This window comes from Hoyosella rhizosphaerae, from assembly GCF_014643175.1.
GTDB classification, from domain to species: Bacteria; Actinomycetota; Actinomycetes; order Mycobacteriales; family Mycobacteriaceae; genus Lolliginicoccus; species Lolliginicoccus rhizosphaerae.
In genome coordinates, this window is sequence record NZ_BMJH01000001.1 from 586,130 (window position 1) to 610,090 (window position 23,961).

The following is a 23,961-nucleotide window of genomic DNA, read 5'->3' on the forward strand; positions in this document are numbered from 1 at the left end:
GCGCCAGCCGTGATCTATTCCTCCGGAAACTCGGCGAAAACGTCGCGCACTTCGGCTAGCTCATGTTGCATCCGTTGAATCTCACGACCGGAGAAACGTCGGATTTGCGCGTTAAGTACGACCTCGGCACCAGTTTCACTTGTATCAAGGAGTTTCATCACCGCGCTTATGGCCTCCCCATGGTCGGCCGCGCGCGAGACTGCTTGTAACACTTCAATTGGCCGCTTCGACGCCTCAACTAGGGCAACGAGTTGTGCCATCCGCTCGGCAGTTGCCGCACGTGGTCCGCGTAGATTGAGAGCGGTATCGCCAACCGGGCCATCCCATATGAAGCGTTCACGGGGAATCTCATCGTGCACTGAGAGAGCCGTAACCTTGATGAGAACACCGCCCATCGGATGGTGCAAGCGCACAAGCAGTCCGGTTTCCTCATCGAAGACAAGCTCAACTTGGATGTCGCCTTGGGGCGAAACGAAAGGTACCCGCCATGCCGACCTACCGTCGAGTTCGACGGGTTCAATGGCCCCGGCTACACGTAGGCTTTCACTGATTTTGCTCAGGACCGATTGCTCACCAAGCAGCAAGAACGGGTTGAAGACTGAACCCATCTGCGCGACAACAGAATTAACTGTGGATCGACGACGCATCTCGCCGTCAATGAAAACGAGCGACGCCCCGTCACCGGCCGCGATATACAGGACCTGGCCGTCACTCTCGATCCGCCACAGCCCGCCACCACCGTGCCAAAAGTCGAAACGCTCGTCAATCGTCTGAGTTTGCGGATGCTCGCGATGAACTTGCAAGGAGCCAGACATAGCCAAAGCGCCGGCGGCCATATTCCGACCGGCTAACTCCACCCACGACGGTGTTCTCATCGCACCAGACTACTTAACGACTAACCATTTCGATGATCTGATGATCCGCAGCACAGGACGATCAAACTCAATCGTCATCTGATTCTTCGCGGCCGATCTGCACATACGCGTAGTCCTCCGGATCGGTCTCACGGTCGGATGGTGCGTCCTGAAAGGCCTTGACTTATGCCAGCGGCATCTGCCGGATCTTGGAGCAAATTCACATTCTCGATATCGTCCAGGATTGCGCTTCGCCACGCCGTCGCTTCCCGATTGTCGAGGCCCCAAGAGTCGGAGTTATTCGTTACTGAGGGTTAACGACAGAATGGCCTCGGATCTCGCGCGAGATATATGGCAACCAGCCTCGTGACAGTTGGTGGAGTTCCTGCCCGAATTTGATCGTGCACGGTCGACAATTGTCTTCGTACAGCTTTTCGCAAACTTTCTCAAGAGTCTTCACCGGGATTCGTCATCGATGGAAATGTTACCGACTAGCCTTCGCTTGCCGGGGTACACACCGCAAACGGACGGTTGGGGATGCTGTTGCTCCCGCCGTTGCCTCACGCCACCCCGTATCACCCCGCACCCCCCAAATCCATATGCGCCAGTCAACGAAAATGGCTAAATATCAGTAGTTTTGGTGACACCTACAGATGGATTTAGCGGAAACGACAAGGTTGTTTTTGGGCAGAACCGAGCCGTTGTGCACTGCGTCGCTCCACTGGGCAGTGGTGGTGACAGCGGCGAAGTTGGACTGCAGCAACACCCTCTCAGTTGTCACCACCGCCCTCGCTGCACTTCACACCGCCCAGCACGACCCGCCACAAGCCAATAGCGCAACGACGTCTGACTAGTCCGCAACCAACACAGACCTATGCTTGTCTACCCCGAGCTCGCGTTGCCTCCGAATGACATAAAACCCAGGGGCGAGGCCCATCGCACCATGTTCGGGGTGGAGCAGATACGCGGTAGCCGTGTTTTCGACGACCCCCAGAGCTAGCCCCATGGCATCCCAGACGGGCGCTCTCCACGTGCACGTGCCCTCATCGGCGACAAGTGAATGTGGGTTCCCACCGACAGTGCTCCGCAACAGTTCCACACCGGATGATGGAACAGTGACGGTCCGTGTCCACGGGCTGAGCCCGACGGGGTTGGGGACAATCTCAAGCGGGATGACAATGAGATCCCCTTGAGCCTGCATACCGCCGCTCACGGGGATGGTGACCTCACGGTCTAGGTGTTCGAGCACATCTAGACCTGTGAGGTTGGTCAGTTCGGATAATGTCAGTTCAGATTGCATGAGATCTCCTTGGGTTAGGTACGGCGAACGAGTTGCGCATAGTCGGTTCCGCTGAGCCCGTATGTCCAGGCCGCGGCATTAAGCGCGGAGTTAATCCAATGGGGAACGTGGAGGCCGTAGCGACGACGCTGTCCGTCGCGTTCTCGAGAACCGTTAACGACGAGTAGGACTCGGCCGGTGCGTCCCCAATCGGCAGGATGTGCGTGAAGTTCGAGCTGGCTCTCTGGGTTGCCCGGATCATCTCCACGGTCCACTAGCTCAAGTTCGGCAGTTTCGATGTAACGGTCCCATCCGATGCGTTCGATCGCGCATCGTCGGATCTCGATATTCCGCTCTTTGTTGATCCGCTCGACGGTGGGATCGAGGACAACCCAATCGGGGACGATGGTGCCATGCTGCACAAAAACATGATTGCCATCCAAAAATTGGAGCGCTGGCTGGTCCAAGTGATGTAACCGACGCTCGTTGTGGATACCATCGGGCGTGGGCTCCGTATGCAGCGCAGAAGGCCGTTCAGCCATGACACATACGTCGTCGAATGCCCACCACCAACCGGTGGCACCGACTAGCGTTGCCTGCAGGTCGAGAATCTCTGCATCAGGTTTCAAATAACTTGCGAACCCAAAGTGTCGGAATGCATCGTAATAGGCCACCCAGTGCGCGTCCTGCTGCCCGTACCATGTCACACCGGGTGCTTGGCTCGGTAACAGAGTGCGCATCGCAGTGGCAACTCCGATGTGCAGTGAGGTCCGCAATGAATTCCACACAGCTGCGCGGATGAGCTGTTGGTGTCGATCTTTGTGACCTACTCGGCCATCTATGCGTTTGTCCATGCGCTCACCCGCCCAATGGCGCAACGAAGCTATCGCCGCCGAGGAATGATGGGGACCAGCAAAGCGAATCGGCGGAACCGACAAACCTTCTTCAGCAATCAATTTCAGTGCCGCTGGGGGAGAGTGCACCCAGGCGAACTTCGGTTGCTTCAATCCCGCGCGCTGATAAAGCTCGATGACGGCGGACTCTGCGGAGGATCTATCGGCGGGTTGGGTACATAGTCCCTGACCTAGCCATTGGTCGCGACGAGCAGCAATCGCTGCAAGGGTGTCTGGATCGAGAATGGGCACGGCGCTCACCGGATGGTGGCGGTGGCCGCCTTTCCTGTAGTCATAGTTACTGAGGATGCCACGAGAAGCGCTAGGGCGCAAGAGATTTTTGCTTCAGCGGGCGATGCCGATACTTATCGTTTGAGCCCGAACTGCTTTGCGATGACCCGCTCGACGAGAGCCGAAGGTGCGACACGTTTGAGTAGAAAAACAACGTCCGCCCGGCTTCCTCGGGCGTACAGCGGTTTTGGCTCGTCGGCTGTGATCGCCTGAAGCACCGTTGCAGCAACGTGCGATGCGGGGATCCCTTCCGCTTCCTTGGCATCAAGTGTCGATATGACGGTGTTGAACTCGTCGCGATAGGGGGAGTTGTCCGCGACGTACTTGGTGCGTCGCTCACTGATCCCGGTATTGATCGAGCCCGGCTCGACCGTCGTGATCCAGACGCCGTAGGGGGACAGCTCGAGTCGCGCCGAGTCGGCGAACGCTTTGATGGCTGCCTTGGTGGCGACATATGACGAACGGTAGGCAAGGGGAAAGCTTGCCAGCATCGAACCGATCATGATGACACGGCCGTACCCACGCTCGCGCATGCCCGGCAGCAGAAGTTGTGTCAGCCGGACCTGGCCAAACACATTCAGGTGGAACAACCGTTCAATCGCGTCCGCGGGGAGTTCTTCGAATGGTCCTGACTGACTTTCGCCAGCATTGTTGACGAGAACGTCGACGACACCCACTTGCGCACCAAAGGCCTCAATAGAGGCCCTGTCGGTGAGGTCAAGTGCGCGATACTCGACGCCTGGAACCCGAACAGAGTCTTTAAGGCTGTCTGGGTTGCGACTGGTACCCACGACGCGGTACCCGTGCGTCACCAGCGCCTCTGCGATTGCTTTGCCGATTCCGGAAGATGCGCCGGTCACTACGGCTGTCTTGGTCATTCGATACCTTCAGTTTCTGTGGAGTAAGCCAGGACCACGTGGGTGAACAACTCGATTCGGCGCCGCCGTACCGCTTCATTGTCCGGTTCGGTGAGGACTTGGACCGTCGTACCGTCGTGCACCGCGACCAGTGCCTGCCCGAGCGCGACCGGGTCTGGAATTATTCTTCCGGTACGGCGGAGAAGTTCTTCGATCAAGGGGACAAATTCGTCTGAGATGGCCTGCTCCCGGGACGCCATAACCCGGAGAAGCGACGGGTTGCGCAGCGAATGAGCTGTGAACTCTGCAGTGATCCGATACCACTTATCGTCGACGGGCACTGCCGCCAGGACATGCTCTACGACCTGTGCGGGGGTTCCGAGATGCAGCGTTGGGAGTTCTTCAAGGACGGCATGGATTCGCGCGATTAGGTCACCAGATTTCTGTCTCCACATCTCGAGAAACAGGTCGTCGAGCGAAGCGAAATTAGAGTAGAACGCACCTCGCGTGTAGCCGGCGCATTCGCAGATATTCTCTACGGTGGCACGCCCGAATCCTTCGTCTGCGAACGTGTCAAATGCAGCCTCGAGCATACGCTGACGAGTTTGCGCTCGTCGCTTCGTTACCCGCTGAGGGACCTGAGTTGCATCCACGATACGAAAGTGTATCAGATACGATTCTGTATCGAGTTGACTGACCAAAATCCCTGACCATGAGTACTTGAACTGTTTTGGCGCGGACAAGCGGGCCGGTTGATCGGATTGCTCGACTTTGCACGATGGCACCTGAAAATGGTGGAAACGGTGACGTCTGCAACATAATCAATCTGCGCATACGCGTAGCCGCAGGGGAGCGAAGGTCTCGTACGCCACGCCTCTCGACTGCTTTATGCGCAAAGGAGCACGAACAGTTACACAACCGGCGATGTTGTCGACGCACCCGACAACATCGGATGCGCCCTAACTCACTCCCTTGGTCGCCACCATTTCCGCACAGGCGGTTCCGACGCGAGCTCGTGCAGTCGACGAAGGGTTGACTCGTCGGTGCGGACAACCCCCACCGTCCGATGGTGAGCTAACATCGGGCCTCGATCCGCAAGCTCAAGGGCGGCACTCGCACTCCTGCGCACTGTGTCATGATCGCCCTGCGCCTGGGCCACCTGGATCACCGCCTGGTGCCAGCGGAACAGGCAGTTCGGCCACCCCGGTTGGTCCCCCTGCTTCCACCGCGTTAGCCATTCGAGCGCTTCGTCGAACCGCTTCAGTCGCACGAGTGTCTCGCCGAGTGACAACTCCGCGAGACGCGACGTCGCGCCGAGATCGGGGTGCTCGTCGAGTAGTTGCCGATAAAGCTGCTCGGCCTTGGCGGCGTCGGTCTCCTTGTACGAGTCGGCGAGGTGCTCAATAGCCGATGGTCTGGCCAGGCCGATATCCTCGTAGACGCCATTGACGATGCGGAGCCACAGTTCCCGGGCGTCGTCAACTTTACCTGCGTCGTGCAGTGCGAGGCCTTTGATCCGTACATAATCCCCTCGATTATAGCTACGAGCACGCGAAAGACGGCGTTCGAAGTCGTCCTGAGCGGCGGGGGACCAATCGGTAGTCCTAAACCAGTCAGTTGCCAAGATCGTTCTCCTCAATGTCATGAAACGACAACTCATTGCGTGAAAACCAAAATCCCTGCTGTCGGCCTCCCCATTGCCCTCCCACCTGCGCGGAATCACAGATCGGCGTGTTGCACGGCTCCTGATCCTCCGACTGAAAAGAAGGGAAGATCTCACTCGAATTACTGCTATCGCTGCATCACCGAACTTCATGGTAACTGACGCTAAGCACTACCAAACTTCCCAGCGCAGCATGCGAATCTCACGGTACGCGTGGGTCCGCTCGACCTGTTCGACGTGCACGTTGCCGTCACCCAGTCACGTTCGTGCTCGTACACCTGCATATTCGATCTGTGCATATTCCGGACGAGGTTGACTCAGCGGAGGTCCGCGATTGGCATCCGCACAGCCGTCCCAACAGCATCGGGGTGGAACGAGTTTGAGTCGTAAGGCTGGCATGATGTTCGTGGTCTGGGTAGGTCGTTTGTCTGAGGGGCAGTTCTTGCTAGTTCGCGTCGGATTGATGGAGTCGCCCGACTCGTACTCGGGCCAACAATGGCCTGCGAGTTCGGCGTGTTTGTGGGTGACTTGGTCGGTGTATCCGAGCATCACGGAGACCGCTGCGGGCGCTGATACGAGCGTTCGCAGAGTTATTTTTTCGTGCCAAGCAGATCGATCCCCAGATTGCGGAGTCGTAGCATCAGTGTTTGAGGATTAATATGCCGTCCTGCCCGGCCGCTGCGGTAAACGGTTCATCTCTGTCTGAGAATGGAGCGTCTAGAATGATTCGGCTCGCACAAGAAGAGGATCTGCGCAGGTCAACGAAAATGCCTAAATATCACAAGTTTTGGTGACACCTACAGATGGATTTATTCGACCGGAAGGCAGTTGCCAAACTGGTGCGTGCGCTCCCGCAGCTGGCGGTTGCGGCTGTTGACGAGCTAACAACTACGCTCGACCGAACCGGGGCATTGCCGACCTGTCGCCGCTAAGAAGGCCACAACGTGCTCGACCCCTTCCCTAAACGTGCGCCGAGTTCCATTCGCGGCCATTCACTCACGTCGCGCAGGAGTTGGCGGTCGTGGGTGGCAAGCACCACCGCCGCGCGCGTCACGAACAGCGCCTACGTGAGTTCGTCGACCAGCGCAATCGAGAGATGATTTGTCGGCTCGTCGAGAAGCATCACCTGCGGTTTAGTCACGAGAATCATTGTGAGTTCAAGTCGGCATTGCTGTCCCATAGACAGATTTCCGATTCGCATACAGGCTTCGCGTGGACGAAGAAGTCCGAGGGTGGAGAAACCCAAGGCATCCGAGGATTCCAGCAGACCTACTGCTACCAGCTCGTCGACGTGCGCGGCGGTCCTTAAGAATCACGGACTACTGGCGCACTACCTACGCCTGGCGGCCGCGCGAAGCGAGACTCAACTAAATCGGTCAATTCCGCTCGACCATTGACGATCTGGGAATCCACCAGACTAGCGATTCGTGGGTGTGGAATACGGAAGGGCAGCTTGTCTGGTAGCTAGGCTCTGAACCAGACCCGGGTTTAACGATCAAATTAAGGGCGCCGACCGCGGCGGACAATTCATTGCTGCGCACCTGGGGCGCATTCTGATCCCAATAGAGTTGCGCGACAAACTCGAGTTTCGCGCCGGAACTCCCATCGACGTCTCCCTGGACGGCGCCGGGCTGCAGAATTTTCCAAAGGGGGAGTAGCCCAGCAGGTCGGCGAGGAGCGTCGATCGCCTTTGCTATTGGAAGATTGGAAACAGCGGCACGCACTTTTTGTGCCATGGCTCAGTGCTGCCAACACTTGCTGGAACCCTAGGCACACTCAAGTGTCTTCAGATACGAGTGAAGTCGCGGCAACAATACCGAACTCAATAACCTCAATATTGCTGGACATCGAAGAATCAGGGCTGCCGCCTGCGGTCATACGGACCCCATCTCGCGAACAAGGTGCGCCGACGCCGATGCTTAGCCTAGATTGAGAGCTATCATCGCGATAGCTCCAGACGAGCTCAACAGGGTTCAGTCCGGAGACGAGGGAGACAGTTCCTATGCCGGTTTTCATGGTAGAGCGCGAGTTCGCGGACCGACTGGAGGCTGCGCCCGGCGCATTCGACGATGTAATCCGAGTCAACGACGAGGTAGGCGTGCGCTGGCTCAGTTCCTTCTTATCTGCGGACAAACGCAAGACGTTCTGCCTTTACGAGGCCGATGACGTTGAAGCGATTCGTACCGCCGCGGTTCGCGCCGGAATTCCAGCTTCCGCGATTATGGAGTTGGCTGGCACGATTAACCCCGACGGCACCTTCGCGCCGATGTAGCTGTCTGAGGCTCGAATTTCACATAAGGCCGTGTTCAGCTGCGAATACGGCCGCCTTCGTGCGGTTTGAGGAGTCAGTTTTGTTCAGGATGCTTCGAACATGATTGGCCGCCGTATTCGCGCTGATGAACAAGTGTTCCCCGATCTCTCGGTTCGACAAACCGGCGGCGACCAGTCGCAGTACGTCGACCTCTCGTTCGGTGAGGCCATTCGGCAGTCGCGGGGATGCGACGTCGGGGAGCGGTCCGGCATCCAGATCTCGTAAGACGCCGCGATGTCCGACTTGGCGGGCGAGGGCACGCGCTTCATCAGCGAGTTGGGCGGCGGGTGGTCCTGCTGAGCCTCCATATCGGCTCCGGTGTCTGCTCCACGCGGCGAGCGTTTCGACTTGGTGAGTGACCGCGCCCATGTTTCGGTCCATTGCGAGCGCCTTCTCGAAGTGCTTATCAGCACCTGGTGTGGCGAGCACCGAATCGAGTTCGCCCAAGTAACGGTCGGCGCTACCGAACACTGCCACGAACTGACCGGCCATTAGGTTTGCACCTGAGTAATCTGCGATCAGCGGTCGTAGCACAGCGGCGGCTGTCGGGTCCTCTAACCGCACTGCGGCCTCGGACATGAAAGCAAGAACTCCACCGGCTTGTCCACCAGACAGGTAGTCGTCGATTCGGTCACATAAATGAGTGAGGAGACGGGCCGCCGGATGCCACAACTCCAGTTCTGTGTACATTGCGAGCAGCCCGGGGAGCCAATGGTCATCAAGTGTTTCCTCGCCAGTGATCAGCGAACGGATCTCCTCGAGCCCATTAGTCACGCGGCGGAGCATAAACTGCTGCACCCCCCACGACCCTGCGGTGACACCGTCAAAATCCTGGTTGAATTGGTCCAGCCACTCGACTATGTGCCTCGCAGCCGCATAGTCGCCAACCGAGTAGCGGTGGGCGTACCGGCAACACCCCGCGACATAGCGGTAGAACGGCTGACCACGTGACAACGCCAATTCGGTTAAATCACTCTGCGCACTACTCCAGGCCGCCTGGTCACCGACGATGTAGGCGAATACACCGCGGAAGAACGCAGCCGGACCACGATGGTCGGCATTGCCCAGGTGAGATCCAATCGCGTGCAGCTCCACAGCGCGTGCCGGCAACTCGGGTGCCGTCTGCGGGGAAAGTCCCTGCCACAGCGTCGTCGCAAGCGCGTGCGCGATTAGATCCTGGTCGCCCAAAGCTCGGGCCCGGCGCAGCGCATCCTCGCCAAGAACCCTTGCTCGCGCGGCGTTTCCGGTGAAGGCTGCCGCTCGGCCCATACTCGCGACGGCGCGCACGCACAGCGGATCGTCTGGATCGAGTTCGGCACTGTCTAGCGCCTCTCCGAGCATAGAAAGCGAGAGTTCCCCGCGAACGCCCGGCCGCCACGAGGCGTCCTCGTGGCCGATGGCGGCAAGCAACCTGACTCTAGGACTCGGATCTGCAGCTAACTTTTCGTACAGACATTGGGCCGTGACGAAGTCACCGGCATGCATATGGCACCTGGCGGCCGACGACAGGAGTTCGATCCGGTTCGGACCGTGCGTTCCTCGCACACGCGCAGCCTGCTCGTACAGTTTGGCCGCCTCACCGTGGGCAACGCTCCGCTCAGCCTGCCGCGCGGCAAGGACCAGGAAATGCACTGCCTTGTCCGCGTGTCCCACCGCACGTGCCTGAAAGTAGTGGCGAGCAAGATCGGCGACAAGTGCGGGATCGTCCTCGCCGTGGCTCTGCTCGAGCGCCACGGCGACGCGGGCGTGGACCGTCGCCTTCTCAGTCGCAGACATTCGATCGAGGACAGCGTGACGTGCCAGCGCGTGGACAAATCGATATCCCGCATCATCAGCGACAAGCAGTCCGGCGCGGACGCCGAAATCAACCCCCTTCATCGCTATCTCGGTGCCAAGGCCACATGCGTGGACGAGAAGTCCTGCGTCCACCACGTCACCAGCGACCGCCGCCGCCTCAATTACGCGGGCGTGAGCGGGCTCGAACCCGGCAAGACGGCTTTCCAATGCATCCTGCACTGATTGTGGCGCTGAATCGGTAGGCAACTGGAAAGCTGAGAGTCCACCCCTTTTCGCCAGGTCATGCCAGTATTCCTGCAGGAAGAAGGGGTTCCCGCCGGTCAAGTCGCGTATCGTTGGCGCTGCGACCGAAGCCGCGCCCAGGGACACCCCAGCTTCACGGACGAGGTATGCGGCCACGTGTTCGGTACGCAGTCCGACCAGATCAATCCGATCGACACCGTCGAGCCTTTGCAGGTCGGCTAGGGCAAAAGTCATGGCATCTGACCGGTCCGGCGCCGTCGTCCGCCGGGTGGCGAGGATCAGGAGACGCTCTCCATCTGTCGATTCGACGAGGTGTGCGAGCATTGCCAAAGTTGGTTCGGGCGCCCAGTGCAGGTCTTCCACCACGAGAACTGTCGGGCGATCTTCGGCGACAGCAAGGACGAGCTTTAGTACAGCGTCGAACAGTATTAGCCGGGAGTCACCTTCCCAGTGCGACAGCATCGGCAGGTCCGGCCACCTTCGCTTCGCGTGCGGCGTAATGCGCAGCAGCAGCGACCCAATGTCGGTGGGTACGTCGCCTAGAACCTCCGCTGACTCGTGCTCAAGAATGTGGTCGACGATCGACACGAAGGGGCGGTACGGGACATCTAAGTCGGCACGACAGGATCCCCACAGTACAGCCGCGCCATGCTGTTGAATGGGTGCTACCACCTCGGAGATAAGGCGAGTCTTTCCTACTCCAGGTTCACCACCAATAAAGATGGCGTGACGCCGGTCGTTTTGTACCGCCCGCCACACCGCGTGGAGGCGCTGGACCTCGGCCCGGCGGCCAACGAAGGCGGTGCCTTCGTTTACGGAACCGGTCGGGGCACTGAGCGGAAGTGGTTCGACCACCTATCGACCATATACCCATATCGACTGCGCAGGGGTACGACGTTTCATGTAAGAACTGCTAGGCAATCAATCAGCCGCGCTAGTCAGATCTGACCATGTCGGCCGCAGCCGATCAAGTTAATTCAGGTCATGTGCGTATGGCCTCCTCTCCGTAACGTCAGTAGAAGCGACAAATCGCAAATCAACAGCGCTGAGGAGCACACCATGGCAACACCAATCGCAGACATGCCCATCGAAGTCGCGCAGGGTTACCTCGAAACCCGGTACCTCGAACTGGGTGACATGGCTATCCGTTACGCCAGCATTCCAGCCGGCACTGATTTCGGTCCGGTTCTGAAGGGGCTTCCACACGACCGGTGCCCTAGCCCGCATTGGGGGATCGTAATGGAGGGGTCTCTCCGACTTGAACACGCGGACGGGACATTCGAGACAGCCAGCGCGGGGGAGGTGTACCACTGGCCTGCTGGGCATACTGCTACGTCTTTAAATGGCGCTGTCTTCATCGAAGTCGGCCCAGTCGCCCCGATGCGGGAATTCCACGAACATGCATTGCGCCTTTTTAGCTGACCACACGGTCGACCCTCAGGTACATCGAGCAACCCACTCAGAACTAGCGCACGGAGCAACCATGAACGGCACACCGGCACTCACCATTTTAGAAGGTACGCGTGGCGCAGTAATCACCCAGCATTCCCCGGAGTACGACCAGGCACGATCGGTCTACAACGGAATGATCGACCGACGCCCGCTCGCCATCGTTCAGGCCGTCGATGTTGATGATGTACGTACTACCATCGCCGCTGCTACCGAAGGCGGATTTGATCTTGCCATCCGGGATGGGGCACATAGTGTTCCTGGGTTCGGGACGGTCGACGACGGCATAGTCTTGGACCTCAGCACGATGAAGGGGATCCGAATCGACCCCGAGAAGCGAATCGCTCGTGTGCAGGGCGGCTGCACATGGGGCGACTTCGACCGTGCTGCGCACAGTTTCGGCCTTGCCACTACGGGCGGAATCATCTCGACCACCGGCGTTGCGGGGCTCACGCTCGGGGGCGGCATTGGCTACCTGTCCCGCGCCCATGGACTGTCCATCGACAACCTCCGGTCGGCGGAGGTGGTCCTCGCCGACGGCAGCTTCGTGACCGCGAACGAAGCAGAACATCCCGATTTGTTTTGGGCGCTGCGTGGCGGCGGCGGAAACTTCGGGGTGGTCACCGAGCTCGAGTTCGACCTCCATCCCGTGGGTACGATCTACGGGGGTCCGATGTTCTTCGAACTCGATGCGGGCGAGGAACTGTTCGCGACCTATCGCGAATGGATCGCGGCGGCCCCACGTGCTATGGGGGCGTTCCCCGGGTTTCAGATCGCGCCGCCGCTGCCTTTCATCCCTGCAGATCGGGTAGGAGAGCCATTCTTGCTGGTGGTGTCCTGCTTCAATGGAAGCGATGGCGAAGCAGAGGGGCTGCTTCAAGAATTGCGGGCGGTCGGCCAGCCCGTGGCCGAGCACATCGGAAGGATGCCATACCCGGCACTCAATAGCGCGTTCGACGGCTTACTTCCAGCAGGTCTACAGCACTACTGGAAGGCCGCCTTCCTGTCAGAGCTGACCGATGAGGCCATCGCGGTCCACCTCCAATATGGTCCAAAACTCCCGGCCATGGAGTCCACCATGCATTTGTATCCGATAGACGGTGCCGTTCAAGACATCGCGGCTGACGCGACGGCGTTCGCCTACCGCGACGCCAACTTCGCCCCGGTGATCGCCGGTATGTGGCCCGATCCCGCCGACAATAACGCCAACATCAAGTGGGTGCGCGACTACCACGCAGCGCTCGAACCCCACACTAGCAACGGCGGCTACATCAACTTCATGGCAGAAGACGATCAGAGCCGCATACGGGCCAACTACGGTCCCAATTACGACCGGTTGGTTGGCGTCAAGAAGACTTACGACCCGGGTAACGTCTTTCACCTCAACCAAAACATCGTTCCGATTTAGGTCTAGCACCTGGTTTGTTGCAAGTACCGGGGGAGCTTTAAGTACCCAGGGTTTCTATAGAGGGCCGGAAATCGGTGGTCCTCTATAGGGCCGCCGAGTCAGAATAATGTTTCGATCATCGCCTCGAACCGTGTCCGAGCGTCGTCAAGCGACTAATCAATAGTCTGATCGACTTGTTTGATTCGCGCGGCAACGGGTTCGAAGTACGCTCGCCAAACGACGTCAACAAGTACTGCACCTTGCAGGTGTCGTCGCTTACGCCGACTGGAGAATTTTGGTTGAGGTCGCTGCTGGGGCCGTCGGTGGCCAAGTAATTTGGTTGGTTTGTGCTCCAGGTTTCAATGACGGTATCGGGGGCCAACGAAGTTTGTAACCAGTTGTGTTCGGCCAACCGTCGGCGAAGTATTTAGAGGAGTGCGTTACTCTTACCATTACTTAACATAATGTAGATTATCGGCTATATAAACAGGCGGGCTCAGCAGCAGCAAGTTAACCAATGTGCGCAACATCTTTTGCGTGCGTCGTTGACGATTTGCGCCTGCACCTACCATGCACCGTAACCCCTTAGCCCTATAGCGCCTGTGCCCAGCATTTGGCTTTTGGCCTTTGGCTAAGCGCGCCAAGAACGTAGATGTCCGCAAATCTCATGGAAACGGCTTTTTGTCCGCCCGGATCTCTGTGTCAGCCTTTGTAATGCCATTGACGTAATTTCAGGAACTCCCAACCCCAGGTTGCCGTCTGCGATTTCATAAACGGCCCTACGGCGGGTCCTGGTCAATACGTCACTGTGACGTTTGCACTACGTGTGCTTGTACGCAAAGATCCTGTATTTCACCCCATATCGGGTCGAAATGCAGGATCCATTCACGACAAGTTTCGGCTCCTCACGCGAAAGGCATCGAGCCTGCACGTCGCGGCATGCAGAAACTCATCCAGCCCGTGAGCCAAGGCGGCGGCGACACGAACATCGGCAGATCACTGGAACCTAGCCGTGGAATCTCGGTGACTACCCAGCTGTCGCAGGTTCGCCAGATCGACATCGACCGCCTTAGGTTCAAACTCTGCACAGTCGGCAATCGGTCCGTCACTCCCCAATTGCCATCTACGGTCAGCAGTTCCGTCACTGTGACGCTTGGACCACGTGTGGTGGGTACACAAAGATCCTGCATTTGGAACCTATTTGGGTCGAAATGCAGGATCCATTCAAAACAATAAAATGTCAGTCCTGCCCCGTAGGCTGCAGGCGTGCCAGAACTTGTTCTCACTTCAGATGAGGCTCGCCGAATCGCCCTACATTCACAAGGTTTGATTGGGTCCAAACCGGGCAGTCCGCTAGCGGTATTGAAGCGACTCGGCGCGGTGCAACTCGATACTATCTCCGTGTTGGCCCGATCACACGAATTGGTACCGTACGCCCGACTCGGCGCTGTAGGGCGAGACTCAGTGGAGGCCGCATATTGGCAACAAGGCCAATCATTTGAGTACTGGTCACACGCTGCGTGCGTACTGCCCATCAGCGCATGGCCGCAGTACGCGTTTCGCCGTCGAGCTTTTGCCAAACGTGGCCATCGTTCGCGAGATTGTGCACAACTCGACCGCTCCTGCGCAGAGGTATTGGCCCAGTTGTGCGATGAAGGTCCGCGTACGGCAACCGAACTGGGTGGGGCGAAGAATGGCGGCGATTGGTGGGACTGGTCCGATTCAAAGATTGCGATCGAGTGGTTGCTGAATATTGGTGTCGTGGTCTGCACTGAACGGCGGGGCTGGAAGCGAGTGTATGACCTCGCAGAACGCGCAATACCTGCCGAAATTCACGCCGTCGACATGGATGACCAGAGTTGCCTTCGGGAGCTAACTGAGCAGGCCGGTTCGGCACTTGGTGTGGCCACAGTAAAGGACCTCGCGGATTATCAACGACTGACGATGGCGCAGATCCGCTCGGTGCTACCTGAAACTGGGCTGGTTGAGGTTTCGGTGGCGGGCTGGGGCAAGGACGGCGGCGATGCAGCGGCTTGGGCTAGCCCCTCAGCGCTTCGCAATCAACCGCGAGGCCGACACCGCACCACCTTACTGTCACCCTTCGACAGTCTCGTTTGGGACCGAGCACGCACCGAACGGATCTTCGGTTTCACCCACCGGCTTGAGGCCTATGTTCCTAAAGATAAACGGGTACATGGCTATTTCGCAATGCCGCTGCTGTCGCGCGGGCGACTGGTGGGTAGGGTCGATCCAGCGCGCGAAGGTGACACCCTAGTAGCCCGTCAGATTTCGCTCACGGGCGCAAGCCACGTACCGGCGGCGGCGAAGGCGTTGCGTGAAGCAGCGGATTGGGTCGGCTGTTCAAACGTGCGGGCCGAGCGCGTGCTACCTGAGGCACTCTCGGGACCGCTTGCCGCGGCGCTCACAAACTGAACGATAAGAAGGTGAGGAAACCACAAACTCTGAGCTTTGGGCAGGTAAATTTATTGTATGTCCGGTAGGTGGTTGACCCCGTTCGACTCGATGTTTCTTCACATGGAAACGCCGGACTCGATGATGCACGTGGGTGGCCTTTTCCAGTTTGATGTCACCACCGGGACAGCCGCCGACATGAGTGTTCGAATCCGCGACGAACTGCTCGAATTAACATCAGCCGAGCCGCCGTGGAACATGAAACTGCTGACACCCGGCTTCCTCCGCAACCCGGCCCAGCGCTGGGTGACAGACAAAAAATTTGACCCGATGAACCATATTCACCGGTCTGCCCTACCCAGCCCCGGCGGGGAACGCGAGTTGGGTGTACTTGTATCACGCCTGCATTCACGCCCCATCGACTTTCGGAAACCACCGTGGGAGTGCTACATCATCGAGGGCCTCGAAGGTGGCAAACTCGCGATGTACGCCAAAGTCCACCATTCACTCATTGACGGCTACACGGCTGTCAAAATGCTCATTCGTTCCTTGTCGACCGATCCGAACGATACGGATCACCCACTGTTTTTCCAGGTTCCGCAACCTAAGCGCAGACCGCGAAGCTCGAATGAAGTTGAGGCTGATCAAGGTTCGTTTGTTCAGGCGGCGGCTGGTCACCTCACATCCGCACGGGACATGAGAAAAGCTTTTACTCGGCTCACCCGTACGTTTTTCAATAAAGAAGACCCACTCATTACGCTGCTGCAGGCACCAAAAAGCATCCTCAACGGAAGGATCGGACGGAATCGTCGGTTTTCCACGCAGCAATACGAAATTCCGCGTTTACGGAAAATCGCGGCAGCGTCAGGCGGCACCCTAAATGACGTCGTGCTCGCTGTTTGCGGCGGCGGTTTGCGGTCATACCTGCTCAACCTCAATGCACTGCCGAAGAAGCCGCTCATCGCCTTTGTGCCCGTAAACATTCGCCCAAAAGACGACCCAGGCGGCGGCAACCTAGTAGGTGGAATGCTGGCGTCCCTCGGCACCCACATTGAAGACCCGGTGCGCCGGATGGAAGCCATCATCGCATCCACTGGTGCGGCAAAAGCACAGATGGAAAATATGACCCGCGCGGCGATTGTCGCCTACACCGCCTATGTGGGGTCACCGCTAGTTGGGCAAACCGGCCTTGCCCAGGTCGGGCTCAGCAAGATCGTGCCGCCGAGCTTCAACGTCGTTATTTCGAATGTTCCTGGACCAACAAAGCCTATGTACTTTCGAGGATGCCGCATGACTGACGCATACCCTGTGTCATTCCTCATGCACGGCGGCCCGCTCAACATCACCTGTGAAAGCTACGTCGACACGTTGAACTTCGGATTCGTAGGGTGTCGTGACACGTTGCCACACATGCAAAGGCTCGCGCTTGCGTGCGGAGATGCGCTTGCAGAACTCGAGAAGTACTACGGCGTTGGCAGTGATTACCAGCGCTGATAGAACAAACTCCCCTGCGACTTATAGCACCGAAATCCCTCGAATCACGACTGCGAGTGCGCCCACCGCGGCAAGCACCAGAGCGAGTCGGCGGACAGTCGTTCCGTTTACATGTGCCGCAATCTTGGCGCCCAGCAACAAACCAAGCGTGGCGAGGCCGACGATGCCCGCCAGGACTGGGATGCTTGCCACGGGACCGAAGTCGACACCGGAGATGGCTTTCACTGTCACCGATATTGCCCCTAGGGCAGCAAATGCCGGTTGCATAGTTGCTACGAAAGCCTTCGGTTCCCAACGGGCCAATCGGGCATAAATCACAAAGGCTGGAGATGCGACTCCCGCGGCGGTGTTCAAGAACCCTGCGACTACCCCAGTTACGGCGAGGACAATACGACCATCGCGATGCGGGAGCCTGGGCATCGCGACACTTAGAGCCAGAGCGCATAAGACCACAACTCCGATCCCGATCTGCAACCACGCGGGCGGTAACACGAGAATCAGTGCGGATGCGGCAATCGACCCAAGGATTGTGGTCGGCATGAATCGACCAAAACGAGACCAATCGACTTGTTTGCGAACTGACAGGAAGAGGACAAACCCTGCGACGCACGCCGCGACGTTGGCAACCACCACCCCTTGGCTCGGTCCCAATGCCACGACCAGTATTGGTGCGACAATGAGTCCTACCCCAGTCCCCGCGACTCGTTGCAGCACGGAGCCAATAAAGACGGCGAACCCTCCAAGCACCCATAACATCTGAGCTCGACCCCCATTGTTGATGCGTGGGTGTTGCACCACGCATCAATGCTTTGTCAGATGTGTGGCGCTTTGCGCCACGCTGGCCGAAACTGTTCGACGCGCTTCTGCCTACTGACAGACCGTAGGTGGCTCCGTTAGATTTTGCTCGCGATCCACTTTTCGGTGTCTGCGCATTCGGACTTCGCGAGGTTGGAAATCATCTGGACTATGCCCTTTTCGAGTGCGCCACCGATGACTCGTGCCTTGACGTCGGTTTCGCCTTCGACTGTGTAAGTTGTGGTCTCCCCCTCGGCCTGAATCACAACCCTGCCTGAGGTATGCGACGTCAAACCTGTTGAATCAGCCGTGAATTCAGCCTCAGCACTGCCACCATTGAGTGCGCCCCAGTTATCCACGCGAACAATGGTTAAATCCCCACGCAGGGCTTTGCGCGCTATCGCGGGAAGAGAATCGCCACCGATATGCTGAGTTACCGCAATCTTAAGGGTGCCCGGCTGGGTGCTTTCCGTCGTCATCGTGACGTTTTCAGCACCTTCTACACGGCGTTGCCACAGTTCGGGAGAAACCAACGCTGCGTGGACATCATTGATGGGATACGCAATCGGAAAGGAAAAACTGAACTTCTTCGCCATGGATGACAACAATACTGAAGGTATACGAGGAACAGGCGCATCAGGGTGATGACTGCGTGGCTCTGATTTCGGTATACGCCACATGACAGCACAGCGGGTTCACACGCAGAGTGATTCAATGTTTCTATGACTGATTCGCAGATTGTGAGTGCATCGCTGGAGATTGCGGCGCCGGTGGAACGAATCTTTGACCTCATTGCCGAACCCGCTCAGCAGCCGAGGTGGGATGGCAATAACAACCTGGTTGAAGCGCTGACCAACAAGCGCGTGCGGGCGGTTGGTGAGGTGTTCACGATGACGACGACTAAGGGAAACGTCCGTGACAATCACGTTGTTGAGTTTGAGGAAGGTCGGCTTATTGCGTGGAAGCCGTCGGAATCTGGTGGTCAGCCGTTTGGTCATCTGTGGCGGTGGGAATTGGAACCTCTTGGGGATCTAAGAACCAGGGTTACGCATACCTACGATTGGTCGAAGTTGACTGACGAGAGCCGCTTCGCTCGAGCGCAGTCGACTACTGCGGAGATGTTGCGGGCGTCGCTTGATCGTCTTGCGCAGATCGCTGAGGAGTAGCCACACAATTGAGGGCGCCCCCGACCACGCTCAATGGTCGGGGGCGATCAGTGTTAGGCGCCGATGATGCCGCCATCAATGCGTTGGATTACAACGGTGGCGGATCGCCCGTAGCCCGTCGGTGAGTTGCGATGATCAGGCCAGGTGCCGTCGATGTTTCCGGCGGCGAATGCTTCCGGTTCTGTTGTGGCTCCTGGGTGTTGGACGTTGATGAACAGTGTGCGCTGGTCTGGCGTCATGATGCATCCGGTGATTTCCTGGCCGCGTGGTCCGGTGAGGAATCGACGAATGTCACCGGTGCGTGCGTCGCCGACGAGCATGCTGTTGTTTCCGAACATTACGTATTCCGGATTGGTGTTCATCACGCTTTCGCTCATGTCTGTTTGAATCCAGATCCGGCTGTCTGGGTCGATCCACAGTCCGTCGGGCGAACTAAACATTGCTTCGTATGGAAGCGGATTTCCGTTAAGATCGCGGCCGCCTGTGAGGTTGTCAGGGCCGGTGTCGTCGCCTGCGACAACGTATAGGTCCCAGTCGAATCGGGTCGCGGCGGGGTTGTTGTTGTCTTCGCGCCAGCGGATGATCTGGCCGTGCGGGTTTGGTCCACGCGGGTTGGCGTTGTCGGTGTCTTCGGGGTCACGTGATGTGTTGTTGGTGAGGGTGAAGTACACCTGTTTGGTGTTTGGATCGATGGCTCCCCATTCTGGGCGGTCCATTTTGGTTGCGCCAACTGTGTCGGCGGCGAGTCGCGTGTTGACTAGTACGTCTGCCTGGCTGCTGAAACCATTCGCGGACGTTAGTCCATTCTCCCCGAATACAAGTGGTAGCCACTCCCCTGTGCCGTCATCGTTGAATTTGGCGACGTGTAGGCGACCTTCGTCGAGCAGGTGCCCTCCGGCGGTGGCTGGCTCGTATGGGTTGCTCGAGATGTACTTGTAGATGTACTCATTGCGAGCATCGTCGCCGGAGTAGCAGACGATTGGCTGTCCAGCGACAGCTGTATGGAAAACGATGCCTTCGTGCGCGAATCGTCCCAGTGCGGTGCGTTTTTGGGGGACCCTTTCTGGGTTGAAGGGGTCGAATTCGATACACCAGCCGAAGGTGTTGGGCTCGTTGCGGTAGTCCCCCGTCGCCGAATCTGCCGTCGGGGTGGCGTTGAAGCGGACGTACTCGTCTGCGCCTCCGGCAGCGAGTTCCCACCCGTACCGGCTTGTGCCATAGCTAACGCCGTATCGTTTGTGCTCGCGCGGTTGTGAATCGTCTTCGTCTGCACGGTTGGAGAAGTAGCCAGCCCAGTTTTCTTCACACGCTACGTAGGTGTTCCACGGTGTGACGCCGTGTGAGCAGTTGTTCAGGGTTCCTCTGGTCATGGTTCCGTCGGGGCTGAACTTGGTTCGTACGAAGTCTGTGCCGCGGACTGGTCCGCGAAGTTCCATCGGGGTGAGGCCGGTGACGCGGCGGTTGAGCCGATCGGGGACGGTATGCCAGTTTCCGAACGGGTCCTTCCGAATGCGGACGACCGTGACGCCGTGGCCGTTGAGTTCTTTGAGAACCTCGTCTGCGTCGCGAGTGTTGTCGTCGATGGTGGGAAAGTCGTCGCTGTCCATCGCCTGACCGCGAGCTGATTCGTGCATATAGCGGGGTTCTACGTACTCGTGGTTCATCACGAGTAGGCCATCGGTGGAGCTTCCGCGCCAGGGGTCATCCCCTTCGATGGGGAAGAAATGCATGCCGTCGTGGTGGGTACCTACCTGCATTCCTTGGTCGGCGCCGCTGTTTCCGAGCCGGTATTGAGGCATGGTCCCCGTGATGGGTTCGCCCCAGGGTGCGATTACAGAGATGCGGTATCCAGGTGGCACGACGACATTGTCAGCTTCGCTGACGGGCACAGGTATGAACCCAACGATGGAATCGGTTATGGAGTCGGTAATGGATTGTGCTGCAGCGGGTTGTCGTTGCGCGACGCCGCCAACCAGTGTTCCAGCAAATAGTGTGACGAGAGCGGTCTGCATTCCACCTTTGAGTACTGCCCGTCGACCATAGCGCGCGTTGAGCACGTCATTGAAGTGTTGGTTTCCGGATGTGTTTGACAGCGGTTCGTCGCCAGCTGGAAGGGCGGGTTCTTTCCACGGCATGCTCTGACTCCTCTGGTAGGTCGCGGACCGACCGTATAGAGGGCAGGGAACAAGATCATGAACCCAACAACGCCGTAGGGGTAATCGGAGGTTGCGTAGTGAAGAATTTGTTCCGCTTTACTTTGGGGTTGTTACTTGTTTGGGTTTGCGCCGGTGGTGCCGAGGATGATGCGGAGCCCGCGTTCGAAAGATGCATCAAGGTCGGAGTCTTGGGATATGAGGCCAAGCGCGCTTGCCTGCGTGTGAAGCTGGGTGGCTTGGGTGTGCCCGATGATGTAGATCAGCAATGTTCGGGCAATGTCGGGCGTTGAGAACCGCGCTATCTCTGCTTCGAGGGTGGATGAGCCCAGTTTGAACGCTGTGGCCGTGGCTACGACTTCGGCTCCGTCGCGTATCCCCAGCATGGCTGCGCGAAGCCGGTGTGACACCGTGGTCAGGTCCTCGTCTATCACTACTGGTGCGACGATTCGTGAGGCCATGAGGGTCAGCAATGTTTGCTTGTTGTCGACATGGTGGTAGAGCGCGCTGGGTTGGACGTCGAGTTCGGCGGCGATGCGGCGCATGGAGAAAAACTCCATCCCGCGCTTGTCTAGTACGCGGAGTGCTGCGTCGATGACGTCGTCGAGTGAGTTAGCCACGTGATCAGCATATCGGCTAACCTGAACACCATTCAGGTGAACACTGTTCAGGTAGGGGGCGTTATGGCAACGGCGGTACGGCAATCGAGGGTAAGAACCAGCGACTTGGCGTTGATCTCTTTGTTCGCCGCACTGATAGCCGTGTGCGCGATCCTGCCCGCAATCAAGCTCACTGCTAGTGGTGTACCCATAACGCTGCAAACCTTTGGCGTTCTGCTCGCAGGGGCTGTCCTCGGCGCCAAACGAGGGTTCCTCGCTGTGGCGCTCTACATGATTGTCGGCTTCGCAGGACTGCCCATCTTTTCTGGTGGAGCTGGAGGACTTGGCGTTCTTGCCGGACCGACAGCCGGTTACCTTCTAGCATTTCCATTCGCCGCCGCTCTGTGCGGTTTTCTTGTTCAACGCATAGCCCGTCTCAGGACGAAGAAATGGCACACACCGCTCATATTCTTTGCCGGACTTACCAGCAGTTTCGTGTTCATACACACGTTCGGAATCATCGGACTTTCCATCCAGCTCGACCTCACCCTCACACAGGCTTTGATGCTTGATCTCGCATTCTGGCCAGGTGACGTCATCAAAAACATTGCGATGGCGATAGTTGCGACAGCAGTGCATCGCGCCTTCCCAGATTTGCTCCCCCGCACCCACGCAGGCCAAACCAATGGCAGTCATTGAGCTCGATCGCGTCACTGTCACCCAACCCGGGTCGGTGAACGAACGCACGATACTCGGTCCAGTCACGGTGACGCTCCGTGAACAACGTATCGCGCTCATTGGGCCCAACGGCGCTGGAAAGTCCACGTTTGCCCGCCTTCTAAATGGGCTCGCGCAACCAACATCGGGCAGTGTTCGAATTGACGGTCTAAACACGCGCAAAGACGGTGCTGAAATCCGGCGTGCCGTCGGCTTCTTGTTCAGCGACCCCGCCGCACAACTCGTCATGCCCACGGTGGTCGAAGATGTTGCACTATCCCTGCGTCGTCGCAAACTTCGCAAAGCCGAAAGGCGAGCCCACGCACTCGAACTGCTCGCCCAGTTTGGCCTCGATCACCTAGCTGACGTGAGCGTGCATTCGCTATCTGGTGGACAACGCCAACTCCTTGCGATCACAAGCACACTTGCGGCCGAACCCAAGATCATTGTCGCTGACGAACCAACAACGCTCCTTGATCTGCGCAACAGCCGCCAAGTAGGAAACCTCCTGCTGACGTTGCCGCAACAGGTCATACTCGTCACTCACGATCTGGACCTTGCGGCGCGATGCGATCGGGCGCTTGTCGTCGACGAAAGCCGCGTGGTGTACGACGGGCCTGCCGCAGAAGCTGTCAACTACTACAGGGCCCTGGCAGTATGACGCCCGCTCCAAACTTGCTCGGTTTGTACCAGCCGGGATCGACGGTGATTCACAGGCTTCCTGCGGGTGCGAAACTGGTGGCGTTGTGCGTGTTCGGCACCGTGGCGATGGCGATCCGCACGCCCGAGGCGGCAGTCGTGATGCTCGCACTCGCAGTGGCGTGTGTTGCTTGGTCCAGAACGAACTTTCGCCTGTTTTTGCGCGCACTACGACCAATTCTCATAATCTCGGCAATCCTGTTCGCATTTCAGTGGTGGCAGGCCGATATAGCGCATGCGGTGCAGGTCACGGCACGAATGCTTGCCCTTGTCGTACTGGCGACTGTTGTCACTGCGACGACCGCCACCGACGCCATCCTTGATGCCGTCACTCGAGCACTAGGCCCTCTCCGTCACGTGGGAATCAACCCAGACAGTGTTGGCTTGGCAATCGCACTGATGCTGCGCGCCATACCTGGACTTCTCACTATCGCCATTGAATCACGCGAAGCCGCTCAAGCCCGCGGGTTGGGCCGCAGTCCACGCGCACTGCTCGTTCCCTTGGTTGTTCGCGCTGTTGCGCAAGCCCGTATGACGGGTGAAGCGTTGGCTGCGCGCGGATTTGGGGACGACGAGGGCGATCGAGCAATACAGGCGTAGTGTTGGAGGGGCGCACCCACTCCAAGCAGGGGCGGCAGCAACTGTTGGGACGCGCACGTAACGCCTTGTCGCAGTCCGGCTGGGCAGTCAGGAATGGCCGCAATGAACCTCACCGGATACGCTCCCTCCACCGCCATCGATTCGCATTCCCATGCACGGGCAGCCGACACGCATGTCGGTGAGTGCGAAATGTGCGGGCACCCCAGTAGCGATCATGATGAAATCTCGCGTCGCTATTGCCTAGCGACAAGCCGAGGAAATCTTGCTCGGGGATGCATCTGCCCACAAGGCTAGCTGCCGTT

22 protein-coding genes are annotated in these 23,961 nt (G+C 58.3%); 10 read left to right on the forward strand and 12 right to left on the reverse strand.

Going from position 1 to position 23,961, the window contains the following annotated elements; all coding sequences use genetic code 11:
* Positions 1-14 precede the first annotated feature (14 nt).
* From IEW73_RS02725 to IEW73_RS16690, 7 genes are all read right to left on the reverse strand, one after another.
* Positions 15-875, reverse strand: a complete 861-nt coding sequence (locus IEW73_RS02725; protein WP_188670438.1) for a hypothetical protein — start codon at positions 873-875, stop codon at positions 15-17.
* An 829-nt stretch (positions 876-1,704) separates the two neighbouring features.
* Entirely contained in the window at positions 1,705-2,154 is a 450-nt protein-coding gene (locus IEW73_RS02730; protein WP_188670441.1) for a DUF8820 family protein, read from the reverse strand.
* A gap of 14 nt (positions 2,155-2,168) precedes the next feature.
* On the reverse strand, positions 2,169-3,278 hold the full coding sequence (locus tag IEW73_RS02735) for a DUF6745 domain-containing protein (protein WP_229675692.1): 1,110 nt from the start codon (positions 3,276-3,278) through the stop codon (positions 2,169-2,171).
* A 113-nt stretch (positions 3,279-3,391) separates the two neighbouring features.
* Positions 3,392-4,195, reverse strand: a complete 804-nt coding sequence (locus tag IEW73_RS02740) for an SDR family oxidoreductase (protein WP_188670443.1) — start codon at positions 4,193-4,195, stop codon at positions 3,392-3,394.
* On the reverse strand, positions 4,192-4,767 hold the full coding sequence (locus tag IEW73_RS02745) for a TetR/AcrR family transcriptional regulator (protein WP_188672784.1): 576 nt from the start codon (positions 4,765-4,767) through the stop codon (positions 4,192-4,194). Before IEW73_RS02745 ends, IEW73_RS02740 begins: the two co-directional genes overlap by 4 nt.
* Before the next feature lie 371 nt (positions 4,768-5,138).
* Positions 5,139-5,819: a tetratricopeptide repeat protein gene (locus IEW73_RS02750; RefSeq protein WP_188670445.1), complete on the reverse strand. Its 681-nt coding sequence runs from the start codon at positions 5,817-5,819 to the stop codon at positions 5,139-5,141.
* Between the two features lie 1,081 nt (positions 5,820-6,900).
* On the reverse strand, positions 6,901-7,038 hold the full coding sequence (locus tag IEW73_RS16690) for an ATP-binding cassette domain-containing protein (protein WP_373286497.1): 138 nt from the start codon (positions 7,036-7,038) through the stop codon (positions 6,901-6,903).
* A gap of 801 nt (positions 7,039-7,839) precedes the next feature.
* Here IEW73_RS16690 and IEW73_RS02760 point away from each other — a divergent pair.
* Complete coding sequence (locus IEW73_RS02760) at positions 7,840-8,109, forward strand: DUF4242 domain-containing protein (RefSeq protein WP_188670447.1); 270 nt, start codon at positions 7,840-7,842, stop codon at positions 8,107-8,109.
* 18 nt (positions 8,110-8,127) lie between these two features.
* Here the strand turns inward: IEW73_RS02760 and IEW73_RS02765 are convergent, their stop codons facing one another.
* A complete protein-coding gene (locus tag IEW73_RS02765; protein ID WP_188670449.1) occupies positions 8,128-11,043 on the reverse strand; it encodes an ATP-binding protein in 2,916 nt (971 codons plus the stop codon).
* A gap of 204 nt (positions 11,044-11,247) precedes the next feature.
* On the opposite strand from IEW73_RS02765, the gene IEW73_RS02770 reads away from it, so the two are divergent.
* From IEW73_RS02770 to IEW73_RS02785, 4 genes are all read left to right on the forward strand, one after another.
* A complete protein-coding gene (locus IEW73_RS02770) occupies positions 11,248-11,610 on the forward strand; it encodes a cupin domain-containing protein (protein ID WP_188670451.1) in 363 nt (120 codons plus the stop codon).
* A gap of 61 nt (positions 11,611-11,671) precedes the next feature.
* Positions 11,672-13,045, forward strand: coding sequence for an FAD-binding oxidoreductase (locus tag IEW73_RS02775; protein WP_188670454.1), 1,374 nt, complete (start codon positions 11,672-11,674; stop codon positions 13,043-13,045).
* A gap of 1,245 nt (positions 13,046-14,290) precedes the next feature.
* Positions 14,291-15,457, forward strand: coding sequence for a winged helix-turn-helix domain-containing protein (locus tag IEW73_RS02780; RefSeq protein ID WP_188670457.1), 1,167 nt, complete (start codon positions 14,291-14,293; stop codon positions 15,455-15,457).
* Positions 15,458-15,514: 57 nt separating this feature from the next.
* On the forward strand, positions 15,515-16,930 hold the full coding sequence (locus tag IEW73_RS02785) for a WS/DGAT/MGAT family O-acyltransferase (protein WP_188670459.1): 1,416 nt from the start codon (positions 15,515-15,517) through the stop codon (positions 16,928-16,930).
* Positions 16,931-16,951: 21 nt separating this feature from the next.
* Here IEW73_RS02785 and IEW73_RS02790 read toward each other — a convergent pair whose 3' ends face one another.
* Complete coding sequence (locus IEW73_RS02790; protein WP_188670461.1) at positions 16,952-17,728, reverse strand: sulfite exporter TauE/SafE family protein; 777 nt, start codon at positions 17,726-17,728, stop codon at positions 16,952-16,954.
* A 95-nt stretch (positions 17,729-17,823) separates the two neighbouring features.
* On the reverse strand, positions 17,824-18,321 hold the full coding sequence (locus IEW73_RS02795) for a DUF2505 domain-containing protein (protein ID WP_188670463.1): 498 nt from the start codon (positions 18,319-18,321) through the stop codon (positions 17,824-17,826).
* Positions 18,322-18,447: 126 nt separating this feature from the next.
* Between IEW73_RS02795 and IEW73_RS02800 the strand changes: the two genes are divergently transcribed.
* Positions 18,448-18,891 carry an SRPBCC family protein gene (locus IEW73_RS02800; RefSeq protein ID WP_188670465.1) on the forward strand — a complete coding sequence of 148 codons (444 nt, stop codon included), beginning with the start codon at positions 18,448-18,450 and terminating at the stop codon, positions 18,889-18,891.
* Positions 18,892-18,944: 53 nt separating this feature from the next.
* Here the strand turns inward: IEW73_RS02800 and IEW73_RS02805 are convergent, their stop codons facing one another.
* The gene (locus IEW73_RS02805; protein ID WP_188670467.1) at positions 18,945-21,026 is read right to left on the reverse strand and encodes a PhoX family protein; all 2,082 of its coding nucleotides are present in this window, start codon (positions 21,024-21,026) and stop codon (positions 18,945-18,947) included.
* A gap of 131 nt (positions 21,027-21,157) precedes the next feature.
* Positions 21,158-21,664, reverse strand: coding sequence for a TetR/AcrR family transcriptional regulator (locus tag IEW73_RS02810; RefSeq protein WP_188670470.1), 507 nt, complete (start codon positions 21,662-21,664; stop codon positions 21,158-21,160).
* 63 nt (positions 21,665-21,727) lie between these two features.
* Here IEW73_RS02810 and IEW73_RS02815 point away from each other — a divergent pair, with 63 nt between their 5' ends.
* From IEW73_RS02815 to IEW73_RS16695, 4 genes are all read left to right on the forward strand, one after another.
* Positions 21,728-22,342: a biotin transporter BioY gene (locus IEW73_RS02815; protein WP_188670473.1), complete on the forward strand. Its 615-nt coding sequence runs from the start codon at positions 21,728-21,730 to the stop codon at positions 22,340-22,342.
* Positions 22,329-23,021, forward strand: coding sequence for an energy-coupling factor ABC transporter ATP-binding protein (locus IEW73_RS02820; RefSeq protein WP_188670474.1), 693 nt, complete (start codon positions 22,329-22,331; stop codon positions 23,019-23,021). Before IEW73_RS02815 ends, IEW73_RS02820 begins: the two co-directional genes overlap by 14 nt.
* Positions 23,018-23,659, forward strand: coding sequence for an energy-coupling factor transporter transmembrane component T family protein (locus IEW73_RS02825; RefSeq protein ID WP_188670476.1), 642 nt, complete (start codon positions 23,018-23,020; stop codon positions 23,657-23,659). Before IEW73_RS02820 ends, IEW73_RS02825 begins: the two co-directional genes overlap by 4 nt.
* Positions 23,660-23,761: 102 nt before the next feature.
* Positions 23,762-23,953: an RGCVC family protein gene (locus IEW73_RS16695; protein ID WP_194451466.1), complete on the forward strand. Its 192-nt coding sequence runs from the start codon at positions 23,762-23,764 to the stop codon at positions 23,951-23,953.
* Positions 23,954-23,961: the final 8 nt, after the last annotated feature.